This window comes from Martinezella sp. CNPSo 3959, assembly GCF_057784355.1.
The window spans coordinates 864,653-884,710 of sequence record NZ_JBXSOV010000001.1 but is presented as its reverse complement, the minus strand read 5'-3'; the positions used below and the strand labels follow the sequence as shown (position 1 = coordinate 884,710).

Genomic DNA, 20,058 nt, shown 5'->3' with positions numbered 1-20,058 from the left:
GTACGGAGGTACGTTCGATTTACTTCAGGGAGGGTTGTCAAGACCTACGGCTGGAAGGCTTCAACGTTCAAAATCCTGCCTTTTTGAGACCCTCTCGATACAGGTCCTTGTGCCATCGCTCCTTCACGGGGACCAGCGACAGCCATTCATCGACGTCGAAAGCAGGATTATTCTCGCGGACGCGACGAACGAGTGCACGCGCTTCATCCCGATTGCCGAGCATTGCCCAGCTCGCTGCGGCAAGCCCGTCCGCTTGCTCTGGATCGATCATTCGACCGATATAATCGAGTACGGTCTGGAACTGGTTCAGGGCATAATTCGCCCGGGCGGCGATCCAAAGGTAGGCATCCGGATTGATGGGATTGAGATCCATGGCCCGCTGGATTTTTTCCAGAGCCAGGCCGGGCCGGGAAAAGTGGACCAGCGTGTCAGCATGGTCGGCAATAATATCGGCGTGATGCGGACTGAGGGTCTCCGCTATTTCCAACGCTTCTACGCTGCTGTCGATAGAACCCAGAAGAAGCTTGGCGACGCCCAGCTCGCGATAGCCATCCGACAAATCGTTGCGAACCGAGATGGCGCGTTGGGCAAAATCCTCGGCCGATTTCAGTAGCTGCGGATCACCGCGCGGGGTTAACCGCCATTCCTTGGAATAGGTGCGGGCAAGGGAGCCGAGGGCCGGTACAAAATCGGCGCTATGGCGCAGCGCGGCTTTCAGCTCCTTGCGGGCGTGCGTCAGGTTAGGCAGGGTAGGGCGATCGAGATATTGCAGCCCGACAAGGTATCGGTGATACGCGACAGGGCTTGGCTCAAAATATATGCGCGCCAATTCATGATGCTCGACCTCTGCGACGGAGATGCGTACGACCTCCCGCGAGATTTCGCGCTTGTAGCGCGCGAGATCCGGTTTAGCGAAGGAGAAGTGCTCCGCCCACAGAATCTCGTTGCCTGGCAATGAGATGAGCTGCGTAAAGAGAGCGGGATCCTCCCTCGGCCCGCTTAGTCGGGTCTCCAAGACGTAATTGATGTCATATCGCTCGAAAAGCGTGGTTTGATCGCCGCTTTGGCGTCCGATCTGAGCAGCGGAGTAGGGGGCGATTACTCGCAGACCATGCAGTGCGCTGAAGCCGAGGGTGATATCTTCGATCAGGGAGGATGCGAGCCTGGTTGCCATGTCATCGGGATCGCCGTCGGCGGGCGGCAGCAATGCGAGACGTGGAATGCGCGAGATCGTCCGCAAAGGGATATCCTGTTCGGATATGGCGGTCGAATGCGGCGCAGCGGCCGATATTGATGAGCGAGAGGATGCCCGAAGGAGCGCCGGCCATGATGAGGCGAGATCCGTACGTTGCGTAAATATGCGTTTGAGTTGTTCGAGGCCGCCCTCGGCATCGAAAGCCTTCAATAATATGCGATGCGTTGCAATGTCCTGCGGCTCGGCTTCGAAAAGAAAGAGAGCTGCCTCCTTAATGAGCGCGACATCGCCGGTCGCTATCGGAAGCTTCACCGCCGCATCCAGTGCTTCCTTCAGGATCGCAAAGTGGCGCTTTCTTTCTCCCTCTCGCCAGTCGAGGAAGGCTCTGGTCTGACAGTTGGCCCGCTCCATGAACTTTGATTGCAAGGCCTCCATCAAGAGAGCGAGGCTCTTTATCGGATCCTTGGACGTGTCTGCATGGGCCGGGAAGATGTCGCTGCTGAACGAGCCGCTCGCCAAGTGAATATCTGTATCGTCGAAGGTCAGAAATTCGGTGTTCAATTCCGACTGTCGGCTCTTGATACGAGAGACCAGCTTACGAAGATTTGTCAGCGAATTCGCCAAGTCGCTATCGCCCCAGAGAAATCTCGCCATATTTGTTCTGCTGACGGATTTTCTATCGCTCGTGAGCAGATAGGCAATAATCAGAAGCGCTTTCTTCGGGAACGTTATTTGGTATTCGTCGCCATCCAGAAGAGCGATTTCACCAAAAGTTCTGAGTAAAAATTTCATCGCGCCTTCTATATTGCTTCAGATATATAATCGCGGCCGTCTTTCGCGCTCCGTCTGGATAAACGGCGAAATGCAGTGGAATCGATTATATATTCCTGATGCAATGCACAAATATTTGCAAATGAACTATTCTCGAGCTTTGATTTCGAAAGTTATTGTTGCACAAAAGCTCAGTTTTGCGACATTCATTCGACGTCTGGCAAGTTCGTTTCCGATGCGGGTCCGTTAAGAAAACAGTCCTGATCGGTTAAATTCCGTCTTCCCCGCAACTATTGGCGGTCGGAAAATTCATGACCAACGCAGTGTTAGAGAAGCTCCTGGCCTCCAGATACTTCCTCGCCACAGAAGTGGTAACTTCAATTAGGGTGAGGATTTTATTGCCCCTATCGGCCCATTCGCCAACAGAGCCTACGGCTTATACTTTGGTATAATGGCGGTGCACCATCGCTTGATTGACCGCTCTTTGCGGCTGTGACACTACGGCCATGTCTTCGCAACGTCAGGCGAAGGCTTACGAAACCAACAGATCAAGAAACCAATGGACAGCTACCCTAGTCGCTGTTCGGTTGTGGCGTCATGCTGCATCCGGACGGTCATCGCAACAACCTGGACCGCCGCCGGCATTCGCCGGGCGAGCGCCGGTCGGGCCTAGCCTGTCCGGCTCGCCCTTCGGATCTGCCGTCAGGCGGGCCGATGAGGTGAGCCATGAACAACATCGTTCTTTTCCGCGGACGCAGGTTCGCAACCAAGTTTTCCGCCCCGAACGCTTTTGCCGTTTCGACCGGCGGCCGTCGGGCCGAACGTTCCGTATCGCCGCAGCGTCCGCGGCTGATCGCCATTTGGCACATCAATTTCCATACCGGGAAGCTTGAGTGCTTTTGGGCGACGGAAAGCGGGCCTTCCCTTGATGAGGATGGCAGCCGTTGCGCGGCCTAAACCCTTCCTTCTGAAAGAAGTGCCTGTGGTGTCGCCATGCGGCGCCTATGTCGCACCCTGGCTAAAAATTCCTGTTTTCAAAGGATTATTACATGGTTTTCCTTGCTAACGATCGACGCGGGCGTAGCGCCGTTGCTGCGTTGGCCGGTTCGCGTATTCTGCCGAATGGCTATGATCTCGCCGCATTCGCCTTCATTGCCGCTGCCGCCTATCTCATACTTCACGGCGTAGCTGAGATGCGTGCGCCGCTGGCCGGCCTGTCCACGGCACCGCTGTCGCTCGACCCGGCCTATCTGCCTGAATATGCCCTGCGGACGACTTTGCGGATGATGGCGGCCATCATCGCCTCCCTCATTTTCACCTTCGTCGTCGCGACGCTTGCCGCAAAGAGCTGCCGCGCCGAGAAGATCATCATTCCGGCCCTCGACATTCTGCAATCGGTGCCGGTGCTCGGCTTTCTGACCTTCACGGTGACCTTCTTCATGGGGCTTTTCCCCGGAAGTCAGCTCGGCGCGGAATGTGCGTCGATCTTCGCGATCTTCACCAGCCAGGCATGGAATATGGCTTTCTCCTTCTATCAGTCGCTGCGGACGGTTCCGCGCGATCTCGATGAGGTCAGCCGTGGATTTTGCCTGTCGAGTTGGCAGCGTTTCTGGCGGCTGGAGGCCCCCTTTGCGGCGCCCGGTCTCGTCTGGAACACGATGATGTCGATGTCCGGCGGCTGGTTCTTCGTGGTCGCATCCGAAGCAATCACGGTGGGTAATACCACCGTGCAGCTCCCCGGTCTGGGTTCGTGGCTGGCGGTTGCGATCGACAAACAGGATTTCGTCGCTGTCAGCTGGGCTGTGCTTACCATGGCAGTTGTCATCCTTCTTTACGATCAGCTGCTTTTTCGCCCGATCGTCGCGTGGGCAGACAAGTTCCGCTTCGAGCAGACGGCCGGGCAGCAGAAGCCGCGCTCCTGGGTCTATTCGCTGATCCGTCGCACGCGGTTCCTGAAATACGTGACCACCCCTTTGGCCGCTGCATGGGGTCGGCTGATGCTCCTGCGGCTGCTGCCGATGTCGCGTGCCGTCGCGAGAGAGCGAGGCGGGCAGCGAGCCGTCAGCTGGGCTATCGATCTTGCTTGGTATGCGCTTATCGCCGCCGTCGGTGCCTGGAGTGTGTGGGATGCGGTTTCCTATCTCAGCCAGACGCTCTCCTGGGCCGATGTCTGGATCGCTTTCGCCGGCGGGTTCGTGACGCTCATTCGCGTTGTCGTCCTTATTGCTGTCGCCAGCGTCATCTGGGTTCCGATCGGCGTCTGGATCGGCCTGCGTCCTGCGGTTGCGGAGCGCGTCCAACCTCTGGCGCAGTTCCTGGCGGCCTTTCCGGCCAACGTACTCTTTCCCGTTGCGGTGGTTGCGATCGTCGCGACGGGCGCCAGCCCGAACATCTGGCTGTCGCCGCTGATGGTCCTCGGCACGCAGTGGTACATCCTGTTCAATGTGATTGCCGGGGCGAGTGCATTCCCTACCGATCTGCGGGAGGCATCCTCGGTTTACCGGCTGCGCTCGTGGACCTGGTGGCGGCGAGTGATGTTGCCGGGGATATTCCCTTACTATGTCACGGGAGCGCTGACCGCTTCCGGCGGCTCCTGGAACGCCAGCATCGTCGCTGAACTGGCGAGCTGGGGCAACACGAAACTCGAAGCCTTCGGACTGGGATCATACATCGCGAAAGCGACGGAGGCGGGCGATTTTCCGCGTGTCATCCTTGGTATCGTCGTCATGTCGATCTTCGTGACGCTCTTCAACAGAACGCTCTGGCGGCCGCTCTACGTCTTCGCCGAACGACGCATGCGCCTCGATTAATTCAAGATCGGAGAACCGAATATGGAAAACGCTGTCATCTCCAGGAAGCTCGATATTGTAAAAAATGCACCGCTGGTTCTCGCCAAGCAGGTATGCCAGGCCTACGACAAGGGGGCATCCGGCTCGCTCGTCGTGCTCGAGAATGTCGATCTTCAGCTCTATCCCAATGAAATCGTTGGGCTGCTCGGCCGTTCCGGTTCCGGCAAATCAACGCTGCTGCGTGCAATCGCCGGTCTGATCCGCCCGAGCAAAGGGGACATCACCTTCCAGGGCAGGCAGGTCGTCGGCCCCAACTCCGATGTTGCCGTGGTCTTCCAGAGCTTTGCGCTCTTTCCCTGGCTGACTGTCCTGCAAAACGTCGAGCTTGGCTTAGAGGCGCAAGGTGTTGCCTCTTCTGAGAGGCGCAAGCGTGCGCTTGCTGCAATCGATCTCATCGGTCTAGACGGTTTCGAAAGCGCCTATCCGAAGGAGCTGTCGGGCGGCATGCGCCAGCGCGTCGGCCTTGCGCGTGCGCTCGTCGTCCGGCCGAAGGTTCTGCTGATGGATGAACCCTTTTCTGCGCTCGACGTGCTGACGGCAGAAACGCTTCGCACGGATCTGCTCGATCTGTGGTGCGAGGGCCGGATGCCGATCGAGTCGGTTCTCATGGTGACACACAATATCGAAGAAGCGGTGCTGATGTGCGACCGTATCCTGATCTTCGGGTCGAATCCCGGTCGCGTGATTGCGGAGATCCATGTCGATCTGCCGCAACCGCGCAACCGTCTCGATCCGGCCTTCCGCATGCTCGTCGAAGACATCTACGCGCGGATGACGGTAAAGACCGGTGCACCGACGCGCGAAGGCCTTTTCCCCGGCACCGGCATTGCCATGGCGCTGCCGCGCGTGTCGACCAACCTGATGTCCGGTCTCATCGAAACGGTCGCCGCCGAACCGTATCGCGGGCAGGCCGACCTGCCGCCGCTGGCGGCCCATCTGCATCTCGATATCGATGATCTCTTTCCGGTCGCCGAAACGCTTCAACTCCTGCGTTTCGCTGATCTGGAAGGGGGCGACATAAAGTTGACGGCGCCGGGGTTGCGTTTCTTCGACGGCGACGTCGATGAACGCAAGAAACTCTTCGAACAGCATCTGGCGATCTATGTGCCGCTGGCTGCACATATTCGCCGTGTGCTCGACGAGCGGCCGACCCACCGCGCACCTGCACGGCGCTTCCGCGATGAGCTGGAGGATTACATGTCCGAGGATTATGCCGACACCACTATCAAGGCCGTCACGAACTGGGCTCGCTACGCGGAATACTTCGCCTATGACGAAAACGCCGATCTGTTCACGCTGGAGAACCCAAGTTAAAACCCCGCTGGAACGAGTGCGAGAGGGCGCCGCCGGTTGAGGCGGCGATCGGCTCATGGCATTCCAGGATTTGACAGGCCGCCTAGCCGGGACTTAGCGCATCAGATCCAGCGGTCGCCAGCTTTGGCGGCACCGGAGAACGCGGTTGTTGTTTTGATGCTTCAGTTCGGGCAGTTTGCAGCTTCCGCACGCAATCTTGCGGAAGCCGTGATGCAGGGATGCCAGGGATGAGGCGCGAGTTTTTGAAATACCTCTTCGAGATGCCCTTGCTTTGGCTTGGCATTGCAATTCTTGCCGGTCTCATTTTCATCGGCGATACGATCACCGATCTGGAGATCGCCTTTGCCGTTTTGTATGTATCCGTCATCTTGCTGGCGGTCTATTCGGGGCGGACCGGCGCTATCGCGATAGTCGGGATTACATGTGCTGCTTTGACTGTCATCAGCTATTTCCTGACGCGTCACGGCGCTTCGCAGGCAGGCCTTATCAACAGTACACTTAGCCTAGTCGCGATCGGCGCGACCACTTATCTGGCGATCAGGATCGAAATGCTTGATGCTAGGGCAAGGCAGGCGCAATCCGAGCTTGCACGCATGTCGCGTCTCATGATCGTCGGTGAGTTGGGCACATCGATAGCCCACGAAGTCAGTCAGCCGATCACCGCAATTGCCGCTAACGGTAATGCCGCGCTTCGATGGCTGTCCGCAACACCGGCCGATCACGACGAAGCCCGCCGCGCCATCGAGCGAATTGTCGCGGATGCCGGGCGAGCAGGCGATGTCATCGGCCGTGTTCGCGGGCTCGTGGCGCGCTCGTCGCCCTCTAGCGACGCGATCGATCTGGTCGAGGCTATCAATGATGTACTGGAACTCGTTCGCAGCGAGATTCGACGGAATCAAATCCTGTTCCGCTCGGAATTGGCGAGCGATCTGCCATTGATGGCCGGCGACCGGATCCAGCTGCAGCAGGTGATCCTCAATCTCGTCATGAATGCGATCGAAGCTCTGGCGGAGGTCGATGAGGAAACGCGCGAGCTGCTCGTCAGCGCTGCCGCGGACGAACGGAAAGTGACCGTCAGCGTGCGCGATACCGGCAGCGGCATGCCGGCCGAAAGGCTCGACAATATATTTGAAGCTTTCTACACGACCAAGCCGAAGGGTATGGGGATGGGGCTTGCCATCAGCCGATCCATTATCGAGGCGCATGGCGGGACCATCTATGCCGCGCCGAATTTTCCACGCGGAGCCGTCTTCGGTTTCACCTTGCTGCTGAGCGGAAAGGCAAAGGGGTAGGGCATGCAAGGACAGCAGCCGACCGTTTATGTGATCGACGACGATCCATCCGTGCGCGATGGGCTGGACAGCCTATTACGTTCCGTCGGCTACGATACGCGTGCCTTTGCATCGCCGCGGAATTTCCTGGCTTCTTCTCGGTCTGAGGGGCCAGCCTGCATCGTGCTCGATGTCAGGATGCCGGATGCGAGCGGTCTTGATTTTCAGGATGCGCTTGCGCGGATGGGTTATGCAATCCCGATCATTTTTCTCACCGGGCACGGCGACGTGCCGATGTCCGTCAGAGCGATGAAAGCGGGGGCGGTGGAATTTCTCTTGAAGCCGTTCCGCGAGCAGGATCTTCTCGATGCAATCAGGCAAGCGCTCGAAATCGATCGTATCCGGCTGCGCAAGCAGGCGGCGGAAATCGATCTTCATGAGCGATTTTCGACACTCACGCCACGTGAACGCGAGGTGATGGCGCTCGTTGCGCGAGGCCTCCTCAACAAGCAGATCGCCGCCGAGATCGGCCTCAGCGAAATCACCGTCAAGGTTCATCGCGGGCAGGCCATGCGCAAGATGCGGGCCGACTCCGTCGCCGACCTCATTCGGATGGCGGATAATCTCGGCCTCACGAACGATAAAGCCAGCGATACGGCGCCCGGGCTCCGTTAGTCTTGCAGCGCTCGTCCCCAGTCGCGAGGATCTCACGGCTTACGAATGCGGTGTTGCCACGTGGGTTAGTTCAATCCCGCGGAATCGTTGGCGTTCCCTGGTGAAAAATCATCTGCCATCGCCCATCGATACGCTGCCAAATCGAACTCCGTAAAGTATGCCACTCCGGACCGCTCTCTCCGGCCCGCCGGATGCTTCTGTAGGTGACGAGGACAGCATCTGGTGAGATCGATCGAAAGGCATAGTCGCGGGAAATAATGGGAGGAGTGGCTTCTTCTGTCTTTTCTGCAGCCAGACCGGCGATCAGGTCATCCCTATCGTCGTAGACCGTACCGGAACTGCCAAATTCAACGAAGCCTTTAGCCAGCAATTCCGCCACGACTGCCGGCGACCGTCGTATTTCCGGGAGATGCAGCTTCTGCTCCAGCAGGCGGATCTCTTCAAGCTCATGCTGGGGAATGTTCATGGTTTCAGCGATCTTCCGTGAATATCGATGTTTGTATGTCGTGGACCTCAGTATGTCCCGAGCGCTTCCAGTTTTCTTTCCCGTTCGAACTTGTGGTCTTGATCATAGTCAGCTTCTCTAGATTGCTCCAACGCAGCGACGAAAAGTTCGGCGGCGTGACGACCCACCTGTGTTCTATCGTCTTCGATGACCGTTGCTATCCGCCGGAATAATTCGGACTCGAAGCTGCCTGCATTGTTCGAGGCATTCGGCCGTGCCAATCTTGCACCACCATCCAGTCTGATTGCCGACACATAGAACTCGTCCTCGTAATCGGCTCCTGCTGAGGTCAGCTCAGCACGCCCGTATAACAGCAACCCGGTTTCCCAACGATCGCATAGGCGGATACTAAGCTCATCAAACGAATATTCGCAGGAGAATTCTGAAGCGTACATCATTATTCTCCCACCCTGGCGATCGACGATAGTTCGGCAACGCCGGCTCCCCTCACGGCATCTGCCGGTATGATTATGAAAGCATTCGGCTGCCTCAGCATGAATGACATTCTCCTTCGATGGCCTTGCGGCTTTTCCAATCGTTGCAATTGGCCTGTCCGGTTTCGCTGACTTCGGGCGAGGTCCTGCTCTTGCCCGGGCTCATTCCATTCAGGGCCAACGGCGCTTCTCGGTGAAGTTGCCATTCAACATGATATATGTCAACATAATTTATGTTTATCGCGCGGCTCAAATAGAAAATTGGTTTTATTTGCGTGCGATATGCCCGCAGATCCGGCCGATGATCGTCAAGCGGTCCAATTCGACGGTAAAAGTTTCCAGTGCCGGATTGTCGGAGATGATCTTGACTTCGCTTGGCCGGCTAAAGGGAACTCGCTGCAAGCGCTTGATCTGCGGCTCCGTATAACCGTCGCTGATCGCATAGACCGTATCGGTGGTCATTTGGTTCTGTGAGAGATCGACGATGACGCGATCGCCGGGCATGTAGGTCGGCTGCATGGAATCGCCGACGACTTCCATGATGATCGTGTGGTTCGGGGAAGCCTTGGCCTCGTTTCGCAGATAGCCGGTGGGGATAAGCCATTCTGCGACGATCTTATGCCCGGCGACATTGCCTGAGCCGACGGGGAGGTTGATGACTTCGCCGACGACGCCGCTACCGGCTCCAAGTTTCACGTCCACTTCCGGTGTTGCGCCTTCGATCTGCGGCTTCCAGTGTTCGCGGCTGTAGCTGAGCTCGTCGCCGCTCTCGGCAAATCCATCGTGATCCTGCTCGTCGGGATCGAAGGACATGACAATGTTTGGCGCCGGACGTGCGGTTTTGCGCTGGCCTTCGCCGGTCAGAAGATAAGCCGCGGTCGTGCCGAATTTCTTGGCATAGCGATTGGCGACTTCAGCGCTGAATTCGTTCTGACCGTTTTCATGCGCGCGATAAGTGGACAAGCTCACGCCCAGCGCTTCTGCCGCCTTCGTGGCTGATGGATAATTTGCGGCTTCGCGCGCCGCTCTTAGTCGTTCGCCCATGGATTTCTGCATCTTTTGACCCTTGCAAAATTTCCGACATAAATCATGTTGACAACATCATTATTATCAACATAATTTGTGTTTATCAAGATGCCAGTGGCGCAAAACGCTGTTTGGCGGGTGAGCGGCGCGGCTTAGTACGCGGCGGACAATGTTTTGGAGGTGAAGTTATGATCATAGGCAATGGGAACAGGAGGGCAGCGTCGCAGGCTGGATATTTCGATCGCTTTTGGGGGTGTCCCGGATGCCTCCGAATTCTATCGATCGCGGAGGTCATCGAGCTGCATTGTGAGAGTTGTGATGTAGCCGTCGAGCCTGCGGAAATGACGAAGATCAGGTCTTTTTCCGAAGCAGCTGGTCAGGAGGCGCTGCCATGATCGAAATACTTCAGGGTCTTCTCGCCTGTATCGGCGCGGCGTTGTTTTTTGTCGCTATGGTGATCGCAATAAAGTCGGTCATTGGGAAATCGCCAATGACATCCCTTGAGGATGAGGACTTCGGTGCTCCGGAGGGAGACCAAATTCATTTCCGCATTGCCAAAGACCCCACGCTTGCGCCCAAAGAGCCGGCACGGCCGGCGAAACTGCGCAGACGGTAGGCGGGTCCCAAAGGTCAAAGCCCAATCGAAAACTCTAGAGATAGACCTGGCCAAGCGAGCCGGGGGAGGTTGCTATGAACGAATTTCAAATCGGAACAGAAGCCGTTGCCGGCGGCCATCTCGGCTGGATTCGCAAGGTTCACCGAGCGACAAACGAGATCGTCCGCGATGGCCGGGGTGAACCGATCGTCTTCGCGACGCAGGATGCTGCCAAGGCGGCAGCCGGCGAGGCGATGGTCGCTTATCTCAACACACCGATGCTGCGCGATGGGGCGAGGGTAGAGGCGATTTCCACGGCGGAGGCCTTCTTCAAACCCAAATCGGCCAGCGCTATCGCTGCCATTGGAAGCGCTTCGTGAGCTGTCCCCGGATGGCAGAGGCAACAAATTCACCAACGAAAGGGTTGAACTGTCATGACCAAAGGCAGGCTGGATCTTCTTCTCGATGGGCTCGGCATCAAGCTGGTTCCCGTCCATCGGCGCCGGGCACCTGCAGAGAGCCACGCGCGCGGCACGATGCAGGAAATCCGGGGCCGCTACGGCGATGGCCATCTGGTCTTCGTTCTGCGGTGTATCCGACAGACCGGGAGCAATCGCGACGAGCTCTGGTCGGACACGATCGGTGCCGTGTCAGATGTCCTGGTGCAGCGCGAGGATTGGGCACTGCAGCGTCCAGGTGATCTCTTGGGCGCCTTCGACGATATCGCGCTTGCCACATTGCGCACGGATGCGGTGGCGCGGCGGCCTTGGCCCGTTCGCGCGACATTGCGAACGCTGATTTATCAGGAATTGGAGAAACGACTTGATGCACCGCTCCGCCTTGCAGTTTGACGGCCTGTCCCGTCGCGCGGCTGAGATTGCCGACGTGAGCCTGATCGTCCGTGCACGTTTCGTCGAAGCTGCCGATACGATGGCTCATCTCGACGTGCGCGGCATCCGGCCCGACAGGATGCGGACACTCTGGCCGGAGGTTTTGCCTGAACCGATGGATCATGCCGATATCCGCATTCGCTATCGTCCGAGCGCTGCAGCCATCAGTCGGGCAGAGGAGGTTTTGCAGGAATGGCTCAGGGTTCACGTCCAGGATGAGGAGCGGCGCATTCTGCTTTCGCGATGGTCCATTTGTCTTGCCGCGCCCTATATGGCCGGTTCGTTTCGGGATTTTTGCGCGCGGACGGGGCGCGTACGACGCACGGCCGAACGGCGTATTCACAGCGAGTTCCAGAATTTGGCCGATGTACTTCTCGCTGCCTCACCGATGCTTCAGGAACCGGATTGGTCGCGCATATCGCCAATGATGCCGAATGCGCCTGGCGGGCTCGACCGGGCAAGGCCCAAGGCACCCAAACATGAAACACATTGGCTGCCGGATGATGCGCGGCCCGTCTTCGATGCGGCAAGCCCGGAACTTGCCGAATTGGCTAAACGATTGGAGCGTGGGAACCGCAGGCGCGCCAAGATGAAAGTCTGAGCCGTCGCACTGATGCGGTCCGAACCCGCAACCATTGTGATGCGCCAATATCTCCGATTGGTGACTTTGTTCAACCAAGCGCAAAAACCCCAGCGGGGCGAGCCTTTGCAGTCATCTCGCCGAAATCTGGGACCGTGTATTCTGCCAAGAGCCGAAGACGCGATGTCGGCAGATGAGCTCGCCATGGATCACCGATCAGAATCGTGATTTCTCGAGCCAGGCAGCGGTCCAGAAACGCGATGACGCTCTCCGCAAGCGCTGCCTCATAGAAAAGATCCCCGACGCATATGACGTCGACATCAGGCGGTTCGCTTTTCGTCAGGTCGGCGAGTACCGTATCGATTGTCACATCATTGAGTGCGGCATTGAGCTCGATCGCTGCGATTGCATAGGGATCGACGTCCGCGGCATACACTTTCGCTGCGCCTGCCTTTGCAGCGGCAACCCCGACAATTCCCGAGCCGGCGCCCAGATCTAATACGCGGCGACCAGCCACACTTTCTGGCCTGTCGAGAAGATAACGGGCGAGAACTAAACCTCCTCCCCAGTAATGGGCCCAGTACGGTGAGCCGCATCGCGGATCTTGTTCTGCGAGGCGTCGCAGCCCGCTTTGTGGATCTGCTTTATGCAGGCAAATATCGGGGATACCGGGAACGGGCAGGACGGGGAGATTGGCGGCGATGAACCGCCGAACCCAATCCTGGCTCATGGGATCATCCGAACTGCTGTTTCGTCTTGCCGAGATTCCTATCGGCTGGCCTTTGCGCATCTTGAGTATTTTCGCGAATTGAGGGCTAGATCGCTTAGTTCGTCGGACTGGAGAATCCGATATTTACGGGGAATTTCAATTGGTTATTTGTAGCCCCCGTCAAAATCCTTATTCCTTGCGCGCTGATCGCCCTTCAAGGGTGTCGCCAATTGCGCCGGAATAGGGTATCTATTTTGGCATGATGAGAACAGTTGCAACGAGGCACTGTTGACCGCAAGCGATGTTTTAAACCGCTTGTTTTCTTTCAAAATTCCATCGGAAATCATGAAGCATGACCAATGCCGACAAGCCAGTCGCGCCGCGCAAACCGCGTGCGCGCCGTCGCAAGGTTGTTTCCACCGAGGATACGCCGCTTGATTACATGCTGAAAGTGATGCGCGACGACGAGGCGGACCAGAAGCGGCGCGATGAAATGGCGAAGATTGCCGCATCCTATGTTCATCAGAAACCTAGCGAGCGCTCCGGCGCCGGGGCCAAGGGAGGCCGCGGCGTCACCATCGATCTAACCAATGCCACGGATGAGCAGCTTGCGATACTCGAATCTCTCTTCGGTCCCCTTGCCGGATCCGGCGACGATGATCGCAGCAATCCAAGAGGAGAAAGCGAGGCGGAGAGCTGAACGCGAGCAGATGGAGGTCGCAGCCCGGCTTGCCATGGATGCCGAGCGCATTCGTGCCAGCTGCCAGTCTCTAACCGGCTTCGTGCGAGAGGCCTGGCACGTCGTCGAGCCCTCAGTCGACTATGTCCACGGCTGGCATATCGATGCCATCTGCCAGCATCTCGAAGCGGTGACATCGGGCGAGATTACCCGGCTGTTGATTAATGTGCCGCCGGGCACAATGAAATCGCTCCTGTGCGGTGTCTTTTGGCCGGCATGGGAATGGGGGCCAAAAGGCAAACCGCAACTACGCTATCTCGGCGCCTCCTATTCGGAACATTATGCCAAGCGCGACAATAGGCGCATGCGGGACCTCGTAGCCTCCGAATGGTATCAGACACTATGGGGCGATCGGGTCAAGCTGACGAGAACCGGTGAAATGGCTTTCGCCAACAGCCGCATGGGCTCGCGGCAGGGTGTGCCGTTCTCCAGGTTGACGGGCGGCCGCGGCGATCGTGTCATCATCGACGACCCGCATTCCGTCGATGGGGCAGAATCGGAGGCCGAGCGCCTGTCTACGGTTCGCACCTTTCGCGAATCCGTCCCGACGCGGCTCAACGATCCCCAGCGCTCGGCGATCGTTGTCGTGATGCAGCGGATATCTCCAGTCTCGTCAATTCCGAAGATCTCTTCGAGCTGCAGCTCCTGCACCCGGCCACCGAGGAGCCGCTCGGCATCTCCTTCATGATCCGCTCGGCCGAGAGCAACGAGGTGAAGAAGATCGTTCGCCAGCATAGCGACCGCTTCCTCGCCAGCCGCAAGAAGAAGCTGACCACCAGCAAGGTCGAGGCCGAATATCTCGACAAGGCGGCCGCCGCCATCGCCTCGTGGAACTGGGGCGAGCAGCAATGGAAGGGCGAGCAGCCGGTGCTCTCCTTCGAGAAGGCCCGCGAAGTCGTCGAGGATGCCGGCTGGATCTACGATCAGGTGGCTGGCGCCTCGGAGGACCGCGCAAATTTTATGAAGAGCTTGCCGAAGGGCTTTCAGAAGCCGTAAGGATCGTTGCGCGCTATGATTGCGTGCGCGATACAAATGGCGAGACCCGGCGCGAACGCAACGAGGCCTTTGAGCTAATCAGCCCGGAGGCCGAGGTGCCGGAGGCTGGCCATGCGCTCTGGGACTGGTTCTGGGACCTGCGTTCGGCGCAGGCCCCCGGATTTTCCGGCCCGGCACCGCTCTCACACCAGGAAATGCTTGCCTGGCTGCAGCTGACCGGCAACCTCCTGCGCCGCGAGGACATCGCCGTGCTGAAGGCGATGGACGGGCGCTATTGTCAGGTGGTGGAGGAGGAGACGGAGGCGATCAGGGCGCGGGAGGCGGGGTAGGTTTTAGGAAGCGACTTCAAATGCATCAACCAAAGAGCCACCTGAATGTATCGCGAACCCATCCCGCATAAGGGGCAATTGGTTTCAATTCTCTCTGCAATTCTTCCACAGTTCGGGAAGGGGTATGGCTAAAGTCCCTAAGTATCTCAGAATCACTGGTGGAATCGGTTTTAAAGATGGAAACCCCACCCGCTGATATTTTGGAAATGCTGCCATCAATGGACAGATATTGACAAGTAATTGCTCTGGTAACCTTTTCCGCTTTCGTATTCAGCACGTTAAAGTTTATGGTTGCGGTATAGAGCATAGGCTTTATCGAGCCTTCATCAAATCTCTCCAGAAAAAAGCTTCGTATGTCGGGGCTTTGTTTGTACTCTTCTTCCAGGTCACCTCTGGTGCCCAGCCTCTCGTTAAAGAAGAACCTGTTGCGCTCATAGGTGGAAGATGCCGCGAGATATTCTTTAAGACGGGCCTCGCAAGCGGTCACGATCGGCGGATCAAAGATGCCAAAGCTGTAGATCAACAACAACGCGGCAAGCACTGCAATCACGCTGGAAATCAGCTTCATTAAAACTCCCGGGAGTAGCTTCGCGGCATTCTCTCGTATGAAATCAAAAGGTGGTCCAGTGACAGATATCGCAACTCTCGATTTGCTTTCGCTTGAAGTAGACAGCCAACGCGGCCAGCCAAAGTTCTATGGATTTTCAGGGTGCGTAAAATCGATATAGTTCTTTTGTGCGGTCTGCAGGTCGTGGTTTACGGTTGAGATATTCCACACGCATCCCTCGATATCCTCTTTCCGACCGAGCTTCTTTTCACTCTCGATAAACTTTTCAAGTCTGTCTACTTGTTGTGCCGCCTTTTCCGGTGACGCGCCGATCTGCTGGAGCGCCTTCTCGGCATACGTCCGAATTGCGTTGTAGTATGTCGTGCCAAGCGCATCGCGGCATTGATAAGCAATCATGAAACTCACGTTCACACCATCGATGACTTTACCGGCCAGCTGAAGACGCTTGTGCTCGTCGTTAGCTAAGACTTGTGTGTTGATTGTGCACACGAAGAATGCAGCCAGAAGTAGTTTAAGCCTCATCGTCGCCTCCGCTTTTCTCAAAGTTGCGTCTCCAACCACTCCGCGTTTGTTTTGCCGTCGACGATTACATAGAGACGGTCCGCTCTGGAGGTGTCTTCATTGTCAGTTGGATACTGACATATGGTGGTCCCGCGAATTGGTGTGCCATAGGCGTTGGGAGCATCGTAAGTTATAAGAACCTCAAACATCCGAGGTTTTACACGGCCTCGGTCAAAATCCTTCATCCTGGCTCCCTGGATGAGCGGCCCATATTCGTCCCCAGCCAGATAGCGTTTGTAGTCGTCGCGGCTGAGAGGCTCTTGGGATTCCTTGATTTCGATCCGCTTGTATCCTGCCGGCGCTAAAAGTCTCAATTTCAAAACTTCTTCGCACACGGTCACCAATTTCGATTCAGAAGAGCTACAACCGCCAGTGGCTGGCAGCAAAAGAGCCACGCTGACCAATCTCCACAATCTTATCACGAAATCCCCCATTCAAAGCGCAGGGTTGTATTTCGCATGTTTTGAAAAGGCATGCCAGTGGCAGATGTTGCGATATTGATTACCGAACGGGTCGCAAACTGTCACTTAACGACGAGCGGCTATTCGGAATTTTGATATTGACAGATCTAACTGTCTTTGGGCCGCTTGCAACTCTTGGAGGCAACGCTCTGCTGCTCTTGCGGGAAGCTTCTTCTGCTCACGACGAAAAGTCTTTATTTGTTCATCGACAATATTCGCCGCTCTATCTCGTGAATTGCGAATAGCTTGAGGATTATCCATCGGGCCTAGAGAGGAAAATGCTTGTACTGTTCTTTCCCGCGCAAGATCATAAAAAGAGGCGCCGATGGCGTCTTGGCAAATATACGCAACACCCAAGTAAATTATGCCCTGCGTACCAACCTCCTCAGCTGCTTTGCTTGCTGCTGTTCGGTCAGCGTCCTCCGCATAGACACTACTCGCGACCATGAATGCCGCTATAAATAAAAACACGCGCATAAAATATCCCCGGTTGAATCAACCATAAGACGATAGCGTACAATTCAAACAAAAGGAAAGCCTATGACGGACGTTGCTACGTTAAGTCTTGTGGTTGCTATTTCTAGCGTTTCCCAAGCGATTGTCGAAGTTGACAATCTGTCCGGAGCCTCGAAACGAGCGCAGGGAACCGTGGCGGGACTGGAGGGCGCATCGCGACGCGCGGCTGGTGCTGCTTCTGCCGCAGCCGCGGCCTACGAAAAACAAGGAAAGGCGGCCCTCAAAGCCTCTACGCAAGTTCAAGTTTATCTAAGCGCCATAAGCCAAAATGCGAACGGTTCACCAGCTTCCAAACAAGTTGAGAACTACGCCGATAGCTTGGAAAAAAGTAAGAAAAGCGCTTCAGATGCATCCAAAGAAGCTACCGAACTCGCCTCGAGCCTTATAGACGTTGCAAAGGCAGCCGGGAATGGCGATAGCGTTCTGAAAATTTTAGCTGACAAAGGGCCAGGGATTGCAAAATCTCTGGGATCTGAAGGGGCTGCCGGTGGGCTGAAGAAGCTTGGGGCGGCCTTTTTGACAGTCATTTCCCCAACCAGCCTGTTGGCGGCAGCTGTGACCGGGTTAATCGCCATAGGCGTTCAAATGGTCGATTGGCCTAAACTCGCAGAAACAGCCCTCAAAGGACTTGCCAGCATCTTGCAGGCGATTGCTCCCTACGCCTTGCTTGCCGCGGCTGGACTAGCCCTGGTCTACGCACCAGCAATTCTTGCTGGCTTGGCGGCCCTTCCGAGTGCAATTCTAACGATAACTTCAGCACTCTGGAGCCTAGCAACGGCAATCTATGCAACAGTTGGCTTGCCGGTGCTTCTGGTCGCCGGATTTGTCGCAATTGTTGCGGCGGCGGTTATCTTCAGAGATGAGCTTACGAAATATCTCGGTGTCGATATTGTCGGAGCAGCCAAGACTGGTGTGAACTTTATCATAGGCAGCTTTGTTGCCGCCTATCATGACATCGAAATCCTCTGGAGCAATTTCCCGGACATTATTGTTGCTGCGGCTACAGGTGCCGCAAATGCGGCAATTGGGGCGACGAACAGTATCATTCAATCGGGTATTGACGGCATAAATGCGCTTATTAGAGGCTTACAGCAGATTATGAGTTTCGTTGGCGCAGACAAAGCAGCCCAATACTTTGGCTTTAGTGGCACACTGAAGGAACTCGATCCATTCAAAGGAATGGGGCCGATAAGCGACGGTGGTGCAGCAGATCGTCTACGCAAAGTGCTTGATGATCGCAATGAGCAGATCCAAAAGGATCTCAACGCTGATCATATAGGAAATATCGTGACAAACATTGGTCAAGCTACCTCGACTGTGGGCAACAAGTTCAAGGAGATCGCTGATGGCTTCACAAAATCAGACAGGAAGGCGATGGGAGCAGTAAGCGGTGCAGGGCAAGTCGTCTCCAGGCCGGTAACTAGCGCTCCTACTTCAGATTCATATGGTAGTATCGTAGCGGACGCTAACAAGCGCATTGCCTCGCTCCAACAGGAGCAAGCAGCACTTGGTATGACGGAGCAAGCGGCAGCAAAAATGCGCAATGAAACTGAGTTGTTGAACAAGGCTCAGGAGAAAAATATCGCGCTTACACCCGAACAGAAGACGGAGCTTGGTGGCCTGGCGGAAAAGATGGCCTCCGTCGAGGCGGCAACAAAGAGCGCTCGGGAGGCGATGGATTTTGCCAAGGATCTCACGAAGGGCTTTATCTCAGATCTCAAAAGCGGCTTGAAAAACGGTGAATCCTTTTGGAAGTCTTTCAGCACGGCTGCTGTGAACGCGCTGAACAAGATTGCGGATAAGCTCCTTAATGATGTTTTGGATAGCCTGTTCAAGGTCAATAGTGCGGCGAGTGGCGGCGGTGGAGGGGGCGGCTTTCTCAGTGGCCTTCTTGGGATCTTCGGGTTTGGCGGCGGGAGCAGTGGCGGCAAGTTCGATCTGGCGACGGGTGCGAATGCCCCGATCCCGATCCCACGTCCTACATTTGCAAACGGCGGCTATACCGGCCCTGGCGGCAAGCATGAGCCCGCGGGCATCGTTCATGCCGGCGAGGTCGTCTGGAGCCAGAAGGATATTGCCCGGGCGGGCGGGGTCGGCGTCGTCGAGGCGATGCGGCTTGGCCGGCGCGGCTATGCCGATGGCGGCGTGGTCGGCGAGGGCGGGCCGCAATTGCTGCGGGCGCAGCCGGATGCTGCCGTTCCCGTCCGTCGCCTCAGGGCCGACAACCAGAACGATGCCTCCGGCTCCGCTTCCGGCGTGCATGTCACGGTCGGCGTTTCCGTCGATGAGGACGGCAATCTGAAGGCTTATGTGAAGAATGTCGCGCAATCGGAAGCGCAGAGTTCGACGCGGCAGGGGCTGAATGATTTCAATCAGCAGCTTCCCGACCGCGTCGCGCAGATCAACCGCAATCCCCGGAGGCGCTGATGGCCGTTTCCTATCCTTACAGCCTGCCGGCCTTTGCCGATCTCCTGAAGATCTCCAGCATCGTCTGGGACATTCAGCGCAATGACGAGCTTTCCGGCTCCGGCGATGGCCGGGTCTGGCAGGCGGAGCTGGCGCCGCCGCTCTGGACCGGCACGGTGACGCTCTCCGACATGTACAATGCGGAGGCGAAACAGATCGTCGCCCGCATCCGCAAGCTACACGGCGCCCAGGAGGCGCTTTTTCTTTATGATCCGCTGTCGAAATATCCGCAGGCCGACCCCGACGGGACGAAGCTCGGGAGCGCTGCGGTCAGCGTCGCGGCACTCGGGGCTGACAATGCCTCGCTCAGCCTCAAGGGTCTGCCGGCTGGTTATCGGCTGACTGTCGGCGACAAGATGCAGGTCGGCTATGGCGGCCGCTATGCCTTTCTCGAAATCTCGGAAACGGTTGGTGCCGACGGGCAGGGGATCACGCCCGTCTTCGGCGTCTTTCCGCATCTGCCGGCGGGCTTTGCCGCCGGTCTCGGTGTGACGCTGCTGCTGCCGGCCTGCAAATGTCTGGTCATGCCGGGCAGTCACAATCCCGGCACCGCGAGCGGCCCGATCACCACGGGCGCCACCTTCAAGATCATCCAAAAGAAATAGACG

23 protein-coding genes and 1 pseudogene are annotated in these 20,058 nt (G+C 57.0%); 15 read left to right on the top strand and 9 right to left on the bottom strand.

Features of this window, described 5'->3' with window-relative positions; genetic code table 11:
• Positions 1-67: 67 nt before the first annotated feature.
• Positions 68-1,849 carry a hypothetical protein gene (locus tag AC13RE_RS04465; RefSeq protein WP_488562080.1) on the bottom strand — a complete coding sequence of 594 codons (1,782 nt, stop codon included), beginning with the start codon at positions 1,847-1,849 and terminating at the stop codon, positions 68-70.
• A gap of 843 nt (positions 1,850-2,692) precedes the next feature.
• On the opposite strand from AC13RE_RS04465, the gene AC13RE_RS04460 reads away from it, so the two are divergent.
• The 5 genes from AC13RE_RS04460 (at position 2,693) to AC13RE_RS04440 (ending at position 8,075) form a co-directional block, all read left to right on the top strand.
• Complete coding sequence (locus AC13RE_RS04460; RefSeq protein WP_488562079.1) at positions 2,693-2,923, top strand: hypothetical protein; 231 nt, start codon at positions 2,693-2,695, stop codon at positions 2,921-2,923.
• 92 nt (positions 2,924-3,015) lie between these two features.
• Positions 3,016-4,776, top strand: a complete 1,761-nt coding sequence (locus AC13RE_RS04455) for an ABC transporter permease (protein WP_488562078.1) — start codon at positions 3,016-3,018, stop codon at positions 4,774-4,776.
• 21 nt (positions 4,777-4,797) lie between these two features.
• The gene (locus AC13RE_RS04450) at positions 4,798-6,129 is read left to right on the top strand and encodes an ABC transporter ATP-binding protein (protein ID WP_488562077.1); all 1,332 of its coding nucleotides are present in this window, start codon (positions 4,798-4,800) and stop codon (positions 6,127-6,129) included.
• Between the two features lie 227 nt (positions 6,130-6,356).
• Positions 6,357-7,421 (top strand): sensor histidine kinase, encoded by a 1,065-nt coding sequence (locus AC13RE_RS04445; RefSeq protein ID WP_488562076.1) that lies wholly within the window; start codon positions 6,357-6,359, stop codon positions 7,419-7,421.
• 3 nt (positions 7,422-7,424) lie between these two features.
• Positions 7,425-8,075, top strand: a complete 651-nt coding sequence (locus AC13RE_RS04440; protein ID WP_488562075.1) for a response regulator transcription factor — start codon at positions 7,425-7,427, stop codon at positions 8,073-8,075.
• A gap of 70 nt (positions 8,076-8,145) precedes the next feature.
• Here AC13RE_RS04440 and AC13RE_RS04435 read toward each other — a convergent pair whose 3' ends face one another.
• The 3 genes from AC13RE_RS04435 to AC13RE_RS04425 form a co-directional block, all read right to left on the bottom strand.
• Entirely contained in the window at positions 8,146-8,541 is a 396-nt protein-coding gene (locus AC13RE_RS04435) for a nuclear transport factor 2 family protein (RefSeq protein WP_488562074.1), read from the bottom strand.
• A gap of 47 nt (positions 8,542-8,588) precedes the next feature.
• Positions 8,589-8,978: a hypothetical protein gene (locus tag AC13RE_RS04430; RefSeq protein WP_488562073.1), complete on the bottom strand. Its 390-nt coding sequence runs from the start codon at positions 8,976-8,978 to the stop codon at positions 8,589-8,591.
• Between the two features lie 303 nt (positions 8,979-9,281).
• Entirely contained in the window at positions 9,282-10,070 is a 789-nt protein-coding gene (locus AC13RE_RS04425) for an XRE family transcriptional regulator (RefSeq protein WP_488562072.1), read from the bottom strand.
• Positions 10,071-10,431: 361 nt separating this feature from the next.
• Between AC13RE_RS04425 and AC13RE_RS04420 the strand changes: the two genes are divergently transcribed.
• From AC13RE_RS04420 to AC13RE_RS04405, 4 genes are all read left to right on the top strand, one after another.
• Positions 10,432-10,656, top strand: a complete 225-nt coding sequence (locus AC13RE_RS04420) for a hypothetical protein (RefSeq protein WP_488562071.1) — start codon at positions 10,432-10,434, stop codon at positions 10,654-10,656.
• A 74-nt stretch (positions 10,657-10,730) separates the two neighbouring features.
• A complete protein-coding gene (locus AC13RE_RS04415; protein WP_488562070.1) occupies positions 10,731-11,015 on the top strand; it encodes a hypothetical protein in 285 nt (94 codons plus the stop codon).
• Between the two features lie 54 nt (positions 11,016-11,069).
• Positions 11,070-11,486 carry a hypothetical protein gene (locus AC13RE_RS04410; RefSeq protein WP_488562069.1) on the top strand — a complete coding sequence of 139 codons (417 nt, stop codon included), beginning with the start codon at positions 11,070-11,072 and terminating at the stop codon, positions 11,484-11,486.
• Positions 11,461-12,126: a DUF6362 family protein gene (locus AC13RE_RS04405; RefSeq protein ID WP_488562537.1), complete on the top strand. Its 666-nt coding sequence runs from the start codon at positions 11,461-11,463 to the stop codon at positions 12,124-12,126. The genes AC13RE_RS04410 and AC13RE_RS04405 overlap by 26 nt, the downstream gene beginning before the upstream one ends.
• A gap of 70 nt (positions 12,127-12,196) precedes the next feature.
• On the opposite strand, the gene AC13RE_RS04400 is transcribed toward AC13RE_RS04405, so the two are convergent.
• Complete coding sequence (locus AC13RE_RS04400) at positions 12,197-12,835, bottom strand: class I SAM-dependent methyltransferase (protein WP_488562068.1); 639 nt, start codon at positions 12,833-12,835, stop codon at positions 12,197-12,199.
• A 331-nt stretch (positions 12,836-13,166) separates the two neighbouring features.
• Between AC13RE_RS04400 and AC13RE_RS04395 the strand changes: the two genes are divergently transcribed.
• From AC13RE_RS04395 to AC13RE_RS04380, 4 genes and pseudogenes are all read left to right on the top strand, one after another.
• Positions 13,167-13,514, top strand: a complete 348-nt coding sequence (locus tag AC13RE_RS04395; RefSeq protein ID WP_488562067.1) for a hypothetical protein — start codon at positions 13,167-13,169, stop codon at positions 13,512-13,514.
• Positions 13,471-14,154: pseudogene (locus AC13RE_RS04390) on the top strand (phage terminase large subunit); the annotation flags it as partial. The gene AC13RE_RS04395 and the pseudogene AC13RE_RS04390, both read left to right, overlap by 44 nt.
• Before the next feature lie 83 nt (positions 14,155-14,237).
• On the top strand, positions 14,238-14,549 hold the full coding sequence (locus AC13RE_RS04385) for a hypothetical protein (protein ID WP_488562066.1): 312 nt from the start codon (positions 14,238-14,240) through the stop codon (positions 14,547-14,549).
• Between the two features lie 23 nt (positions 14,550-14,572).
• Entirely contained in the window at positions 14,573-14,878 is a 306-nt protein-coding gene (locus AC13RE_RS04380) for a phage tail assembly chaperone (RefSeq protein WP_132717055.1), read from the top strand.
• A gap of 25 nt (positions 14,879-14,903) precedes the next feature.
• Here AC13RE_RS04380 and AC13RE_RS04375 read toward each other — a convergent pair whose 3' ends face one another.
• The 4 genes from AC13RE_RS04375 to AC13RE_RS04360 all read right to left on the bottom strand — a co-directional run bounded on the left by AC13RE_RS04375 (position 14,904) and on the right by AC13RE_RS04360 (position 16,945).
• Positions 14,904-15,446, bottom strand: a complete 543-nt coding sequence (locus AC13RE_RS04375) for a hypothetical protein (RefSeq protein WP_132717054.1) — start codon at positions 15,444-15,446, stop codon at positions 14,904-14,906.
• 126 nt (positions 15,447-15,572) lie between these two features.
• On the bottom strand, positions 15,573-15,989 hold the full coding sequence (locus AC13RE_RS04370) for a hypothetical protein (RefSeq protein ID WP_132717053.1): 417 nt from the start codon (positions 15,987-15,989) through the stop codon (positions 15,573-15,575).
• Positions 15,986-16,402 (bottom strand): hypothetical protein, encoded by a 417-nt coding sequence (locus tag AC13RE_RS04365; protein WP_132717052.1) that lies wholly within the window; start codon positions 16,400-16,402, stop codon positions 15,986-15,988. Before AC13RE_RS04365 ends, AC13RE_RS04370 begins: the two co-directional genes overlap by 4 nt.
• Positions 16,403-16,534: 132 nt before the next feature.
• On the bottom strand, positions 16,535-16,945 hold the full coding sequence (locus AC13RE_RS04360) for a hypothetical protein (RefSeq protein WP_132717051.1): 411 nt from the start codon (positions 16,943-16,945) through the stop codon (positions 16,535-16,537).
• Between the two features lie 63 nt (positions 16,946-17,008).
• Here AC13RE_RS04360 and AC13RE_RS04355 point away from each other — a divergent pair, with 63 nt between their 5' ends.
• Together AC13RE_RS04355 and AC13RE_RS04350 are read left to right on the top strand one after the other, a co-directional pair.
• Positions 17,009-19,411 (top strand): phage tail length tape measure family protein, encoded by a 2,403-nt coding sequence (locus AC13RE_RS04355; protein WP_132717050.1) that lies wholly within the window; start codon positions 17,009-17,011, stop codon positions 19,409-19,411.
• Positions 19,411-20,055, top strand: a complete 645-nt coding sequence (locus AC13RE_RS04350) for a hypothetical protein (protein WP_488562065.1) — start codon at positions 19,411-19,413, stop codon at positions 20,053-20,055. The genes AC13RE_RS04355 and AC13RE_RS04350 overlap by 1 nt, the downstream gene beginning before the upstream one ends.
• Positions 20,056-20,058 lie beyond the last annotated feature (3 nt).